This window comes from Pleurocapsa minor HA4230-MV1 (genome assembly GCA_019359095.1).
GTDB classification, from domain to species: Bacteria; Cyanobacteriota; Cyanobacteriia; order Cyanobacteriales; family Xenococcaceae; genus Waterburya; species Waterburya minor.
Genome location: JAHHHZ010000013.1, coordinates 42,284 through 56,371 on the forward strand (window position 1 = coordinate 42,284; position 14,088 = coordinate 56,371).

The following is a 14,088-nucleotide window of genomic DNA, read 5'->3' on the forward strand; positions in this document are numbered from 1 at the left end:
ATGGGTAATGGGTAATAGGTAATAAAGTTTCAGCTTTATCTCATTCATTTCTAAACAATAAAAGTATTTGTCTCAGGGGGAACATCCTGCCAACGTCCTTCACCTACTGCCCTGACTGCTTCTTTAAGACTCACATCTCCCGTATAGATTGCCCGACCAACAATTACGCCTGTAACTCCTATTGGTTCGAGGCTCAGAAGACTCAATAAGTCGGTTAGGGAGCTTACACCACCAGAGGCAATTACGGGAATCTCAATTGCTTGCGCTAATTCCCTGAGTGCATCCATGTTAGGCCCCGATAAAGTACCATCACGATGAATATCGGTATAAATAATTGCTGCTGCCCCTTGTTGAGCCATCCGTTGGGCTAAATCTGTGGCTGCGACTTCAGAAGTTTCTAACCATCCCCTAGTTGCTACCATGCCGTTACGGGCATCAATGCCAACCACAATTTGATTGGGAAACTCTTGACATAATTCTGTGACTAGCTCTGGTTTTTCGACTGCTACAGTACCCAAAATAGCTTGCTGAACTCCTGTTTTGAGTAATCGATCAACTCCTGCGCGATCGCGTAAACCACCGCCAACCTGGACGGGAATATCGATCGCTTTGGCGATCGCCTCAATCACTGATAAATTAACTGATTTACCTTCTTTTGCTCCGTCTAAATCGACTACATGGAGTCTGGTTGCCCCTTCTGCTGCCCATTGAAGAGCAACTTCTACAGGATTATCGTTGAAAACTGAAGCCTGATTATAATCGCCTTGATAAAGACGGACACATTTACCGTCTAGTAAATCTATTGCTGGGATGACTTGCATGATTACTGGTTACTGATTACTGATTACTGTTATTAAACATGAGAATACATTTGCTCTGCCCAAAGTTGTACTGACTCGGAGAATAAGGAATGATAGTTTTGTAGTTCGATATTATTCATTCCCAAGCGTCGAGCTTTATCAAATAGGTAGACCAGCGATCGCGTTGCTGCTTCGGCTGCTTGAGGAGTTTCAGGATTGGCTTTTAATAAGGCTTCTAATTCTTTTTTGATGGGGATGAGGGACTCGCGATCGCGACTATTGGAAAAGGGACGGGCTGGAGTCTCTTCTTCTTCTAATAGTTGTCCTTCAGGGGGGACATAGGTATGAGTCTTAGCGTCATAGGCTAATACCTCTCCTGTTTCGATGTTGTAAACCCAGGCATAGATCTTGAGTTTGCCTTGATGTAGTCTAGTTCTGACGATGGGATAGGTTTTGAGATTATCGATCTGAATCAGGACATTTTCTGCCACCAACATATCCATCAAATCTTCATCGTTATAGTTAGAATAGTTTTCCAGCACTAGACGGCGAGTTGCTTCGGCATGTTTGAGCCAATCGTAAACCAGAGGCATATCTTTTTGCAGTTTATTGAGCTTCAATAACCCTTTCATCGCGCCACAGTTAGAATGTCCGCAGACAACTACCTGCTCGATACCCAAGGCGTTAATGGCATACTCAATTGTGCCACCTTCCCCACCATTGGCAGCACCATAGGGAGGAATAATATTGCCTGCGTTACGAATGACAAATAGTTCTCCCATATCAGTATTAGTGATTAAGTTGGGATCGACCCTAGAGTCTGAACAGGCAATGAATAGCACCCTCGGCTTTTGACCATGAGCAAGCTGCTCTAATAGCTCTTGATGACTACTGACATATGTTTGCCTGAATTTATCTAGTCCGCGAATTAGCTTTTTCACTCTTTACCTATTTGCCAAAAAATCGTCAACTTTAAGTTCTATTATCTAATAAAAGCTCAAAAGATTAAATCTAACTTCAAAATCCAAGTTTTAATTTTGGCGATCGCAGAATTTACTTGAATATTAAAATCATGTGTTGCACTCTTTTTCACCGATCGGCTGGGGATGAAGCTGTTTTTAAAGTTCAGAATCTGGGAATTGATACATACTTGTAAACGCAAATTAATTAACTTTTCTACCGCATATTAATCTCCCCGATATCTACAGTTTTTGAAAGTGTTAAAATCCATTCAACCACAGAAATTATATCCGCCAGAGGAATCGGAACTTGTTGCGAAAATCTGCCCTCCTCAATATCTGCCACCACTTCTTCTGTAGCAACATTACCAGGGTTAATAACTGTAATACCTATTTTGTAATCAAATAATGCTAACTTTAATGCTTGCGCTGCTCCTCTCAAGCCAAACTTTGAGGCTGTGTTAGCCACCTCAATTGATGCTGAATTATCCAACCCAGATAGTGAGCCAATAAATATCGCTCTTGGGTTGTCGGATTTAATCAGATTTTTGGTAAGCTGTTTAGTCAGTTCGATGGGAGCAATAGTATTTACTGCTATCACATAGCGAGTTTCTCGATCGGAACTTTGCATAAAGTTGTATTGTTCTGTAAATGCTCCGTCTTCCCAAACTCCCCCCATGAATAATAGGGCATCCAATTTAGATTCACCAATAGTATCGGCAACTAATTTTATGCCTTCTGGAGTGGAAATATCTGCTTGAATCCATTCTCCTGCGACTGGCTGGCTTCTTGAGACGGAAACCACATAATCACCTTTTTGAACAAAATGTTGAGTTACAGCCGCACCAATACCTCGACTAGCTCCTATAACAACGATTCGCTTTTTCTCTAACTGCATTTCCAGCTTTTGTAATTGTCAATAGTTTTAATACTTCTGGTACTTCTTGATTGAATTGATTGAAAATTAAAATGAAATATAGTCATTCCAAATAAAAAACATGCGATCTTGTAGGGACGATTCGCGAATCGCCCCTACTACCTACTACCTACTACCTACTACCTACTACCCACTACCCACTATTTAATCTCAACCCATCAATTCAAACTTAACGATCTACTAAGCAGCATCTAATAATCCGCTATGTCTTAATAAAGGCTCAGTTTGTGGCTCTCTACCTCGGAAAGATTGAAATACTTCCATCGGGTGTAAGCTACCACCGAGAGACAGAACAGTATCTTTAAAACGTTTACCTACAGTTTTCACTGCTGTTTCATTCTCCAGACCAACTTCTTCAAAAGCAGCAAAGGCATCGGCGCTTAAAACTTCCGCCCATTTGTAGCTATAGTATCCTGCTGCATATCCGCCAGCAAAAATATGTCCAAAAGAACAAAGGAAATTGTCTTCAGGAATGGGTTGTAGGACGCTAGTAGTTTTAGCTAGGCGATCGCGCACATCATTAGGAGTTTCTGTTCCTCCTGGTTCATAATTAGAATGGAGTTCCATATCTAACATCCCAAAATGCAGTTGGCGCAGCATTCCTGAGCCACTCATATAGTTTTTCGCAGCAACTAACTTTTGATAATATGCTTCAGGCAAAGTTTCGCCAGTTTGATAGTGTTTTGCCATGCCGAAAAGAGTCGGGCGATCGTAACACCAGTTTTCCATAAACTGACTGGGTAACTCTACTGCATCCCATTCCACGTTATTGATTCCCGCTGCACCGACATAATCAATGGTAGTCAACATATGCTGTAAACCATGACCAAATTCATGAAAGAGGGTAGTTACCTCACCAAAAGTCATCAAGCTAGGTTTGTCGTCCACAGGAGGAGTTTGGTTACAGGTGAGATATGCCACTGGTAAACGAGTTTCTGTCTTACCTTCTACAGTCATTTTTGCTCGACTAACACAGTCATTCATCCACGCACCACCACGTTTTTCGGCGGGACGAGAATAAGGATCGAGATAGAAAAAGGCGATCGCTCCATTTTCATCAGCTATCTTAAAGTAGCGTACATCTTCGTGCCATACAGGTGCTTCCCCATCGGCTGCGGTAATGGTTACGTCAAAGATACGGTTAGCTAAACCAAATAAACCATCCAAAACTTTAGGTAAAGAGAAGTAAGGACGCAATTCTTCCTCATTAAAGTCAAATTTAGCTTCTCGCTGCTTCTCTGCCCAATAACTTACATCCCAATGCTTAAGATCTTCTTGTCCTGCAAAAGCTTTCAACTCTTCAAATTCTTTAACTGCTGCATCATAACTAGCACCTCGCAGATCATCCTGTAGCTTTTGGACTGCATCTACATCAGTCGCCATTTTTTTAGCTAAACTCAATTCCGCAAAATTAGCAAAACCGAGAATATTTGCTTTTTCTTTTCTTAATTCTAAAATGCGATCGATATTGCCACGATTATCCAATTCACCACTAGCAGCACGAGAGACAAAAGCTTTATATAGTTTTTCCCGCAATTCCCGATTTGTGGCATATTTCATGTAGGGAACATAACTAGGATAATCCAAAGTAACTACCCAAGGGCCATTTTCAGCAGTTGCGTCTTCATCGCCTTCAGCTTTAGCAGTTTGCGCCATCAAGCCCAAAGCACTAGGAGGTAAGCCTTCCACGTCTTTTTTATCAGTCAGCTTAAGTTTAAAAGCCTTAGTCGCATCCAAGACATTATTAGAAAACTTAGTGGATAATTCCCCAGACTCCAATTGAATCTGATTAAATCTGTCTTTAGTTTCCCCTGTCAAACCCACACCAGATAATTCAAAATCTTTAATAGAAGACTCAACAATCCGCTGTTGCGCTGGCTCTAATTTATCCCACTCTGCACCATCTTTAATTGCTTTAAATGCTTCGTATAAAGGCTTGCTTTGACTTAGCTTGGTATAAAACTTAATTACCTCTGGCTGCATCTTCTCATAAGCTTCGCGCAATTCAGGACTATTTTTGACCCCCATCAAATGTCCTACAATCCCCCAACTCCAGCCTAAACGCTCTTCTAACTCTGTCAGGGGTTCGATTAAACCAGACCAAGTAGGAGTTACATTTGACTCTAGTTTAGTAACTGCTTCGTCTAACTCTTTTAATAGTTGCGTCATGGCTGGAACGACTTGTTCTGCCTTGATTTCGTTAAAGGGAGGTAGTCCTTTGCCAATTAATAATGGATTTTTGGTAATAGTTGCGTCTGTCATGTAAATAAATGTCTGCCGATTATATTTATATTTATTTACCCTAACGTTTTATCTGAAGGTGTTGCAGCAGTATGCAGGTTGGGATTACCGAAATTTTAGAAATTTTAAGTTTGCGATCGCACGTCCAATCAAATGTAGGGTGGGTAAAAAAATACTTTGAGTACACAACATTTTAATCAAGAAATTTGCCCACCATTAAAATTTAATAATCGGTTAATCAAAATATTTGTAAGTTAGATTTTTTTCAGCTTTTGTTAATTTAAGCTTCACAGCAGGGAATTGTTTAAATAAGTGCCATTTTAGATAACAGATCCTTATTTGAATTAATTTTGTTTATGGAAGTTTTACTTGGCTTGATAGTTGGATTGATTTTAGGCGGAATGTTTATTAGGCTAACAATGCGTTTGCAAATACAAGAAATAAAATCTCAAAAGCGGGCAAGTGATGATAAATTATCTTTTTATTGTTCGCAACTAGAAACATTGTCGGCTGAAAACAATGACCAAAAGCAAAAAAATCAAAGGTTAGAAATAGAAATTCGCTCAACTCTCAGTAAAGCAAGCGATGCAGAGGCGAAGATATCACGCTTATCAGAGTTGCAGCAAGAGGTACAAATTAAAACGAGCGAAGTTCAGAGTCTTCAATCACAGATTACTGTTCAAAAAGAAGATATATCCAGATTAACTGCCGATTTAAGCAACAAAGAGCAATTTGCTAAACAGAAAATCGAAGAGTTGAATACTAATTTACAGCAGGTAAATTCGGAAAGTAACCGTTATCGAGAAGAAATAGAATTAGCCAATCAAAAGAATGCAGCAGCTAACGCTCAACAAGAACAACTAGCTTATCTTAGACAAGAACTAGAACAAGAAAAAATTAAAAATCAAGGGCTTCAAACTGAAAAAACTAATTTAATAGCAAAATTGTCCAACAGTGATACAGAGGCAAAGATATCACGCTTATCAGAGTTGCAGCAAGAGTTACAAATTAAAACAAGCGAAGTTCAGAGTCTCCAATCACAAATTACTGTCCAAAAAGAAGATATATCCAGATTAACTGCCAATTTAAGCAACAAAGAGCAATCCGCTAAACAGAAAATCGAAGACTTGAATACTAATTTACAGCAGGTAAATTCAGAAAATAATCGTTATCGAGAAGAGATAGAATTAGCTAATCAAAAGAATGCAGCAGCTAACGCTCAACAAGAACAACTAGCTTATCTCAGACAAGAACTAGAACAAGAAAAAATTAAAAATCAAGAGTTTCAAGCCGAAAAAAATGATTTAATAGCAAAATTATCCAACTTAGAATCTCAATTAGATTTACTTGAAAACCTAGAACAAAAATTTACCAGCACCTTTGAACTCCTCTCTTCTAAAGCTTTACAACATAATAATCAGCAATTTATTGAAGTAGCCAAGGAAACTTTTGCCAACATTCATCAGTCCTCTCATAATCGATTAGACAACTTAGTTTCACCATTAAATAGCTCCCTTGAGGCATTTAATAAACAAATTAAAGAAATTGAAAATTCTCGACAAGAAGATAAGGGTAAAATTTCAGAACAACTACAGTCCGTTGTTAATGCTCAATATCAACTACAAACTGAAACCGCTAATTTATCAAAAGCTTTGCGTCAGCCTGTAGTTCGTGGTATATGGGGAGAAATGCAATTGAAGCGCGTAGTGGAATTGTCAGGTATGCAAGAACACTGCGACTTTACCATTCAAGAAACTGTTCACACTGAAGACGGTTCTCCTAGTAGACCAGACTTAATTGTTAAGCTTCCTGGCAAAAAACAAGTAATTGTAGATTCTAAGACTCCTTTAAAAGCCTATTTAGAAGCTATAGAAGCAAAAGAAGAATCAATACAGCTTGCGTGTTTGAAAAATCATGCTGGACATATTCGTACTCACATTAATCAACTAAGTTCCAAAAATTATTGGGAACAATTTAATCAAACACCTGAATTTGTGATTATGTTTTTACCTGGGGAAGTATTTTTCAGTGCTGCTCTTCAACAAGACCCAAGGTTAATTGAGTTTGGAATAGAAAAGAAAGTTATTTTGGCTACACCAACAACTTTAATTACACTATTAAAAACCATAGAGTATGGTTGGAGGCAGGAACGAGTTGCAGAAAATGCTCAAGCAATTGGTAATTTAGGTCGAGAACTATATGACAGATTTATTAAATTTACACAGCATTTAAACACTGTCCGTAAAAAGCTTGATGATACTGTTAAAGCATATAATACAACAATAGGGTCTTATGAATCTCGACTTCTGGTAACTGCTCGAAAATTTCAAGAAATAGGTGGTTATGGTAATGATGAAGTTGAAAGTATTAAAATAATTGATCGTTCTATTCAATTAATAACGCAAGAATACAATTTAGAAAATGATAAATAATAAAATTTGATATTCACTTTATAGATTGATATCTCATAGCTGATCTACAAAACCCACCAGGAAATAAGTTAGAAAGCTTGAAGGGAGAATACAGCATTAGGATTGATCGCCAGTGGAGAATCTGTTTTATTTGGAAGAAAGAAAATGCCAGTAATGTGGAAATTGTTGACTATCATTCCTAATTTTACTTAACTACTGTACATATCAAAGCAGATAATGAATAACAAATTATTAGATAATCCAAAAGTAGGTGAAATTCTCAAAGCAGAATTTCTTGAAGAAATTGGGATGAGTCAAAATGCTTTAGCAAAGGCTATTAATGTCCCATCTAACAGAATTCATGCGATCATTAATGGGACAAGACGAGTGACAGCAGACACCGACTTAAGGCTATGCCGTTTCTTCGGGTTATCAGAAGGATATTTTCTCAGACTTCAAAATGCTTATGAACTGATGGAAGCAAAGCGAAATTTAGGAAAAGTTTTAACAGAAATTCAACCCTATGCTTCTTAAAATTCATGGCGCGATCGCCTGCTCCATCGGCAGTTCCATCTTGATTAGTATCATCAACTAAATAATCTAATAATATAGATGACATTTGACAATTGTAGCTTAGTCAAGACAATCGCTTTTTTTCAAGCTTGAGAGAGTTGGAAATTAACAGGATGTGCGATCGCGCTTGGCACAATAAAAAAATAAATTGCTTTGATTTAGTCTTCAATGTCTTGAATAATCATCCTAATTTTAATTTTTAATTCAGGTAAATAGTCGCTAATGATTCCCCAAACTTCAGCTAAATCAACTCTTAGATAATCATGAATTAAAACATCTCTTAACCCAGCAATTCTTCTCCAAGGTATTTCTGGATATTTTTCTTTGATTTTTGGCGACAGTCTTTTTGTTGCTTCCCCTATCACTTCAAAATTTCTAATTACAGCATCTTGAATAATACGGGTACGCATGAAAGTTTCTTCTCCAGCATCTGTGTAAGATTCAATTGCCTCAATACATTCTTGAATATTACTCAGATAAAGTAAATCGTTTTTCATAGAGGAATAGCTTCTTGCAAAACTTGCTCTCTAATGTATTCATGTAAAACTTCTGGTTTAGCAACATCTACTTTATAGCCAAGTAAATCCTCTAAATCTTGAATCAACGCAATTCTATCTAATAGATTTTTTCCAGGCTCTATATCCATCAAGAAATCAATATCACTATTCGTCGTAGTTTCATTTCTAACTACAGAACCAAAAATACGAATATTTGATGCGCCATGCTTTTGAGCAATATCTAATATTTCTGAACGTTTTGCTTGGAGTATTTCTTTATGATTCATACAAAAAATTTTTGAGTTGTTTGATAATTTGTTTTGCAGTTAATCTAGGAGTACGAGGAGACATTTAATTATTCTCTCTACAAAACCAATTCGATTTGTTCAGAGGTTGAATTACTAGAATATAAATCACCTGGAATAGGCTCAAGCATTAATTTAATTGCATCTTCTAAATTAGCGATCGCTTCTTTTTTGGTATCGCCACAGGATGAAATAAAATTAAGTTCAGGGCAAGTAGCAGAGTAAGCTTCTGCTTCTGCATCCCATTCAATTACGGCTCGAATAATCATACATAATTTGCGGGTTTATTGGTTAACTAAATTACGGCATTTTCAATGATACAGATTTGCCTAAAAGTTTCTTGTACAGCATCTGTATAAGATTCAATTGCTTCAATATAGATAGCTCTAGTCATTGTAGCGTAGCCTTCAAATCGGACTTTTTCCCACTTAGGCGATCGCAATACCATTGCCAGTAAGTGTAATTGTTCATTAAGAAACACTCCCGCAACATCTGTCAGAGGCTTCAAAACTGAAATAATAGAGCTAGAGACACTCTTGACCTAATGTGTCAAATAAACAGTGTTCTAACTAATAATAAATATTATTTTGGGGTTGAGTTATGAGTAACAGCAACATCAAAAACACCCGTAATGTGGCAATTGTGGGCCCATACTCTAGCGGCAAGACAACATTACTCGAAAGTATTTTATTTGTAACCAAACAAATTTCTCGTAAAGGCAGTATCAAGGAAAAAAATACAGTTGGTGATAGTTCAACCGAAGCACGCGATCGCCAAATGAGCGTAGAACTATCCGTTGCCGATACCGAGCATCAAGGAATTAATTTGACCTTTTTAGACTGTCCTGGGTCAGTGGAATTTGTCCAGGAAACCTACAATGCCCTAGTGGGTGCTGGAGTTGTGGTGGTGGTTTGCGAACCATTGGTTGATAAGGTTTTAACCTTGGCTCCTTTATTTAAGTTTCTTGATGATTGGGAAATTCCCCATTTAGTATTTATCAATAAGATGGATCGCAGTTCCTATGGTTATGGGGAGATTCTTCAGGCGTTAAAAAAAGTTTCCAGCCGTCCCCTCGTGCCGCAACAGTACCCCATTGTTCAAGCGGAGCAGACCATTGGCTATATTGACCTAGTATCGGAACAAGCTTATCAATATCATCATCAACAGCCTGCGGATCCCATTGCTTTACCAGCAGAATTGATGGAGTTGGAAAAAATTACTCGTCAGGAAATGCTAGAAACCCTGGCTGAATTTGACGACAATTTATTGGAAGAATTAATTGAGGAAATTGAGCCGTCTCAAACCGAAATACTCCAGGATTTGAAACAAGAGCTAGGTGCTGACTTAATTGTGCCTGTCTTTTTTGGGGTGGCAGAACATGATTTTGGCGTTCGTCCCCTCCTTGATGCTTTAGTTAAAGAGGCTCCATCTCCTGAGGTTACGGCTCAACGTCGAGGTTTAGATGTTAATGCCGTAGGTGATGGTGATACCATTGCGCAAGTCTTGAAAACCTATTTTACTGCTCAAGGTGGACGCTTATCCCTAGTTAGAGTTTGGCAGGGAGAGCTGACAGAAGGAATGATCCTGAATGGGGAAAGAATTGGCGGTATTTATCAATTAAGGGGACAACAGCAGAACCCTTTGCCAAGAGCATCTATGGGCAGGATCGTCGCCCTTGGTAAATTGGATCATGCTGTTACAGGAGATACTCTTTCCAATGCGACAGAACCAGTTGCACCCTTGCCTCAAGCAGAAGCGATCGCTCCAGTCTATGCTCTGGCGATTACGCCACAAAACCGTAAGGATGAAGTCAAACTTAGTAGTGCCTTGGGTAAACTTTTGGCAGAAGACCCGTCCTTGCATTGGGAACAGCATGGTGATACCCGCGAAGTGATTTTATGGGGTCAGGGAGAGGTTCATCTTCAGGTAGCCTTAGCTCGTCTCGAACGCAAGTATAACCTACCTATGAGTACCAATTTACCTCAAATACCTTACAAAGAAACTATTCGCTCTGCCACTAACTCTCATGGTCGTTATAAACACCAGAGTGGGGGACACGGTGCTTTTGGAGATGTATATCTCGATATTAAACCCTTGGATCGAGGGAAAGGTTTTCAATTTCATGAAACTATTGTCGGCGGTGTAGTTCCACGGCAATATATCCCAGGCGTGGAAACAGGAGTGAGAGAATACTTAGCTCATGGCCCTCTCGGTTTTCCTGTGGTGGATGTTGATGTTACCCTAACCGATGGTTCCCACCACTCGGTAGATAGTTCGGAGCAAGCTTTTAAACAGGCAGCCCGAATCGCAATGACCGAAGGGATGACCCACTGTAGCCCAGTTTTGTTAGAGCCTGTTTTAGAAATTACTGTTTCTGTGCCGAATGATTTTACTTCTAAAGCTCTACAACTAATTACTGGTAAGCGGGGGCAAATTTTAGGCTACGATCGCATTCCTAACTGGCAGAGTTGGGACATGGTAACAGGGTATTTACCCCAAGCGGAAATGCATGATTTTATTATTGAATTACGTTCTCTGACTTTGGGAGTGGGATTTTTTAATTGGCAAGTAGCTCATTTACAAGAAGTCCCCGATCAGCTAGCCCAACATATCTTAACCACGGCTAGTTAAATGCTCGTCGAGCGATCGCTTTGTGCAATTCTTTCTACAATTCTTAAAGCGATCGCATTTAGATAAAAACTGGCGATCGTATATCCTTTTAGGCTTTTTACTTAGCTAGTCAGAATCGGACTTGCTAAAAGTAGTTTGTCAGCTGCTCTAAAATAATCTTAGAAGTATAAATATTTAAAATTTAAGGGATCGAATATGGAGCGTCGTTCTTTACTCAAATGGCTAGGAGGCTTAACTACAGGGTTAATTTTAACTTCTCAAACCCATGCCCAAGGTCAACAAAAAAGCGATTTACCTACGGATCGCTGGGGTAAATTATTACCCTTAAGAACTTTAGGACAGACAGGGGAAGCGGTAACAATGCTGGGGGTGGGAGGCTCTCATTTGGGAGGCTTGAGTGAAAGAGATGCCCAAGAAACTATTGAAATTGCTTTGCAGGGTGGAGTACGTTTTTTTGATACGGCTCGTATGTATCAGTCTGGGGGTAGCGAAAGGATGATGGGGAAATTGCTGACTCCTAAATATCGGGATGATATTTATTTGATGAGCAAAACTACTGCTCAAAATACTGAGGATGCTCGTCGCGATTTAGAAGATTCCTTACGAGAATTAAATACTGACTATCTCGATTTATGGCAAGTCCATAGTGTCAATAGTCCTGATGATGTCAGCGATCGCATTACCAACGGTGTATGGTCTGTAATGGCAGAGGCTAAAGCTTCAGGAAAAGTTAGACATATCGGCTTTACAGGTCATACCCAACCAGCAGCCCATCTACAAGTATTGGCAGAGTCGGATATTTTTGATACTTGTCAAATGCCAGTTAATCTTGCCGATCCTAGCTATTCTAGCTTTATCAAACAAGTCATGCCCCAGTTAATTGAGCGCAAGATCGGCGTAATTGCCATGAAATCCCTAGCCAATGGTGGTTTTTTTGGTGGTTCGGCTCATGGACAATCGGGCAATAATCCCAAAATTGTTCCTAACCTAGTAAGTATTGCCGAGGCAGTTCATTTTGCTTGGTCAATGCCGATTAGTGTTTTGGTAACAGGTTTTAATAATCCCCAACAAATGCAGGAAAAAGTAGCTCTGGCTAATTCTTTTGTGGCAATGAATGAATCACAACGTCAAAATTTAATTGACAAGGTTGCTGAGTTGGCAGGAAGAACGGTCGAGTTTTACAAAGCATAGCTCGCGCTCGATACTTCGGATAAAAAGAAGAAAATTGAACGGATCAAAAGCTAAATTCTGTTCTTACTGTTCCTACCCACAAAGTATTACCATCTTCGGTGTCGGGGTTAATAACGACAAATCCTCCAGGCGTAATTTCGATATAGTCATTAACTTCTATACGGTATAAAGCTTCTATATGTATAGGAGTGTCTTCCGTAATTAAATTATCATCATCATGACCGCTAATTACAGGTGGTACACCAATGATAATTCCTCCTAGGTTATTTTCTGCGCCTAAATCGGGGAAAGCAAAAGTCAACGCACCGTTGAGGATAGTTGCGCTAGCATCACCATTTTCCTGTTGTTGGGCTTGAGTATAACCAACCCAACCGCCAATTTCTAAACCAGAAGTGACTTCCCAGTTAGCTTGTAAACCAAAATTATTTGAGGTAGTGGCATTTTGTTCAAAAGGTTCGTTAGCATCCTCAACTCCCGTAGAACCCATCAGGTTAACATCATCATTACGTTCATAGGTACGGGTATAGGTAGCAGCAAAAGCTAATTCATCCTCTGGTTTAATTACTAATTGAGCGATCGCACTATAAGAGCTATCAAATAAGCCTCTACCAGCTTGAGGATCGGCTACATCTTCATTATTAATAAAATAACCCGCAAATCCTAGTATTTCATCACTAAATTCCTGTTTAATGCCAATTCCTGAACCTCCAGGGGCGCGTAAAGTAGCTGGATCTCTGCGACCAAATCGAGAAACTGCACCACTACTACTACTGGAAAAAGGATTTAAAACTTCTCCGACATCATTCAGACTAACTCCTGCTGTGCCGAAAAGAATTTCTGTGCGATCGCTCGTTTGAAAAGTATAGGATAGTTCTGATATTTCGATTTGATTATCGCTGTCACTATCAACACTTAGACGACTTAGGGAAGTATCTGTCACATCATCTAAACGACCAAGATCGCTACTTTCTAAACGAACTCTCAGGAGATCTTGACCTGAGAAACTCGTATCAAAAATTAATCTGGTGCGGTAGCCAAAGGTAGTTTGACTATTATCTTCTTGTCCAAAGCTATCAGTTAAAAAGAATAAAACCTGACCATTAAATTTAGTTGTGGTGGAGAATTGTTCTGATTCAAGTTGAGTAATATTAGCTTCGACTTGAGCTACCTTATTGGTTAATCGAGCTAATTCTGGAGTAAAATCTTGTTGTAATCTTTGTAAAATAGTCAAGTCTTTTTGAGATGAAATAGTATCTATTTGTTGTAGACAATGATTTAACCCGACTGCAAATTCATAACGACTTAGAGGGCGATCGCTTTGATCGTTTTGCCATTTTTCAGTACAGCTATAACGTTGAGCTAGAGATTGTAAAGCTTGATATTCCCAGTCTCCAGTGTGAATATTTTTTAATTTTGATACAGCAGGAATTGATTTAATATTATTAGCTAAAGCAGCAGAAGTATTAAAAAAAGATATGATTACAATAATTCCTAATTTTATTTTTTGTTTAAATTTTATTTTCATTAATTTGTTTATAGCAAG

Annotated in this window: 14 protein-coding genes; 5 read left to right on the forward strand and 9 right to left on the reverse strand. The window is 38.8% G+C overall.

Going from position 1 to position 14,088, the window contains the following annotated elements; translation table 11 throughout:
* Nucleotides 1–50: 50 nt before the first annotated feature.
* From hisA to KME09_04935, 4 genes are all read right to left on the reverse strand, one after another.
* Nucleotides 51–821: a 1-(5-phosphoribosyl)-5-[(5-phosphoribosylamino)methylideneamino]imidazole-4-carboxamide isomerase gene (gene hisA / locus KME09_04920; GenBank protein MBW4533259.1), complete on the reverse strand. Its 771-nt coding sequence runs from the start codon at nucleotides 819–821 to the stop codon at nucleotides 51–53.
* A 32-nt stretch (nucleotides 822–853) separates the two neighbouring features.
* Complete coding sequence (locus tag KME09_04925; protein ID MBW4533260.1) at nucleotides 854–1,741, reverse strand: carbonic anhydrase; 888 nt, start codon at nucleotides 1,739–1,741, stop codon at nucleotides 854–856.
* A 235-nt stretch (nucleotides 1,742–1,976) separates the two neighbouring features.
* Entirely contained in the window at nucleotides 1,977–2,657 is a 681-nt protein-coding gene (locus KME09_04930; GenBank protein MBW4533261.1) for an SDR family oxidoreductase, read from the reverse strand.
* Between the two features lie 219 nt (nucleotides 2,658–2,876).
* Nucleotides 2,877–4,958 (reverse strand): M3 family metallopeptidase, encoded by a 2,082-nt coding sequence (locus tag KME09_04935; protein MBW4533262.1) that lies wholly within the window; start codon nucleotides 4,956–4,958, stop codon nucleotides 2,877–2,879.
* 335 nt (nucleotides 4,959–5,293) lie between these two features.
* Here KME09_04935 and rmuC point away from each other — a divergent pair, with 335 nt between their 5' ends.
* Genes rmuC through KME09_04950 form a run of 3 tightly spaced genes read left to right on the forward strand, consistent with a single transcriptional unit; the run spans nucleotide 5,294 to nucleotide 7,882 of the window.
* Entirely contained in the window at nucleotides 5,294–7,369 is a 2,076-nt protein-coding gene (gene rmuC, locus KME09_04940) for a DNA recombination protein RmuC (protein MBW4533263.1), read from the forward strand.
* A 35-nt stretch (nucleotides 7,370–7,404) separates the two neighbouring features.
* Nucleotides 7,405–7,551: a type II toxin-antitoxin system RelE/ParE family toxin gene (locus KME09_04945; GenBank protein ID MBW4533264.1), complete on the forward strand. Its 147-nt coding sequence runs from the start codon at nucleotides 7,405–7,407 to the stop codon at nucleotides 7,549–7,551.
* A 34-nt stretch (nucleotides 7,552–7,585) separates the two neighbouring features.
* Nucleotides 7,586–7,882: a HigA family addiction module antidote protein gene (locus KME09_04950; protein MBW4533265.1), complete on the forward strand. Its 297-nt coding sequence runs from the start codon at nucleotides 7,586–7,588 to the stop codon at nucleotides 7,880–7,882.
* A gap of 197 nt (nucleotides 7,883–8,079) precedes the next feature.
* Here KME09_04950 and KME09_04955 read toward each other — a convergent pair whose 3' ends face one another.
* From KME09_04955 to KME09_04970, 4 genes are all read right to left on the reverse strand, one after another.
* Nucleotides 8,080–8,418 (reverse strand): DUF86 domain-containing protein, encoded by a 339-nt coding sequence (locus KME09_04955; protein ID MBW4533266.1) that lies wholly within the window; start codon nucleotides 8,416–8,418, stop codon nucleotides 8,080–8,082.
* Entirely contained in the window at nucleotides 8,415–8,705 is a 291-nt protein-coding gene (locus KME09_04960; GenBank protein ID MBW4533267.1) for a nucleotidyltransferase family protein, read from the reverse strand. The genes KME09_04955 and KME09_04960 overlap by 4 nt, the downstream gene beginning before the upstream one ends.
* 77 nt (nucleotides 8,706–8,782) lie before the next feature.
* Nucleotides 8,783–8,992 (reverse strand): type II toxin-antitoxin system HicB family antitoxin, encoded by a 210-nt coding sequence (locus KME09_04965; protein ID MBW4533268.1) that lies wholly within the window; start codon nucleotides 8,990–8,992, stop codon nucleotides 8,783–8,785.
* Between the two features lie 26 nt (nucleotides 8,993–9,018).
* Nucleotides 9,019–9,231: a hypothetical protein gene (locus tag KME09_04970; protein MBW4533269.1), complete on the reverse strand. Its 213-nt coding sequence runs from the start codon at nucleotides 9,229–9,231 to the stop codon at nucleotides 9,019–9,021.
* 92 nt (nucleotides 9,232–9,323) lie between these two features.
* Between KME09_04970 and KME09_04975 the strand changes: the two genes are divergently transcribed.
* Together KME09_04975 and KME09_04980 are read left to right on the forward strand one after the other, a co-directional pair.
* The gene (locus KME09_04975) at nucleotides 9,324–11,354 is read left to right on the forward strand and encodes an elongation factor G (protein ID MBW4533270.1); all 2,031 of its coding nucleotides are present in this window, start codon (nucleotides 9,324–9,326) and stop codon (nucleotides 11,352–11,354) included.
* Between the two features lie 195 nt (nucleotides 11,355–11,549).
* Nucleotides 11,550–12,545, forward strand: coding sequence for an aldo/keto reductase (locus tag KME09_04980; protein ID MBW4533271.1), 996 nt, complete (start codon nucleotides 11,550–11,552; stop codon nucleotides 12,543–12,545).
* Between the two features lie 43 nt (nucleotides 12,546–12,588).
* Here the strand turns inward: KME09_04980 and KME09_04985 are convergent, their stop codons facing one another.
* Nucleotides 12,589–14,070, reverse strand: coding sequence for an iron uptake porin (locus KME09_04985; protein ID MBW4533272.1), 1,482 nt, complete (start codon nucleotides 14,068–14,070; stop codon nucleotides 12,589–12,591).
* Between the last annotated feature and the right edge of the window lie 18 nt (nucleotides 14,071–14,088).

What these genes read in the sequence shown, in the direction of transcription:
- KME09_04985 (MBW4533272.1), bottom strand. Translation starts at nt 14,070, where the DNA reads ATGAAAATAAAATTTAAACAAAAAATAAAATTAGGAATTATTGTAATC.
- KME09_04955 (MBW4533266.1), bottom strand. Translation starts at nt 8,418, where the DNA reads ATGAAAAACGATTTACTTTATCTGAGTAATATTCAAGAATGTATTGAG.
- KME09_04980 (MBW4533271.1), top strand. Translation starts at nt 11,550, where the DNA reads ATGGAGCGTCGTTCTTTACTCAAATGGCTAGGAGGCTTAACTACAGGG.
- KME09_04950 (MBW4533265.1), top strand. Translation starts at nt 7,586, where the DNA reads ATGAATAACAAATTATTAGATAATCCAAAAGTAGGTGAAATTCTCAAA.
- rmuC (MBW4533263.1), top strand. Translation starts at nt 5,294, where the DNA reads ATGGAAGTTTTACTTGGCTTGATAGTTGGATTGATTTTAGGCGGAATG.
- hisA (MBW4533259.1), bottom strand. Translation starts at nt 821, where the DNA reads ATGCAAGTCATCCCAGCAATAGATTTACTAGACGGTAAATGTGTCCGT.
- KME09_04935 (MBW4533262.1), bottom strand. Translation starts at nt 4,958, where the DNA reads ATGACAGACGCAACTATTACCAAAAATCCATTATTAATTGGCAAAGGA.
- KME09_04960 (MBW4533267.1), bottom strand. Translation starts at nt 8,705, where the DNA reads ATGAATCATAAAGAAATACTCCAAGCAAAACGTTCAGAAATATTAGAT.
- KME09_04930 (MBW4533261.1), bottom strand. Translation starts at nt 2,657, where the DNA reads ATGCAGTTAGAGAAAAAGCGAATCGTTGTTATAGGAGCTAGTCGAGGT.
- KME09_04965 (MBW4533268.1), bottom strand. Translation starts at nt 8,992, where the DNA reads ATGATTATTCGAGCCGTAATTGAATGGGATGCAGAAGCAGAAGCTTAC.
- KME09_04975 (MBW4533270.1), top strand. Translation starts at nt 9,324, where the DNA reads ATGAGTAACAGCAACATCAAAAACACCCGTAATGTGGCAATTGTGGGC.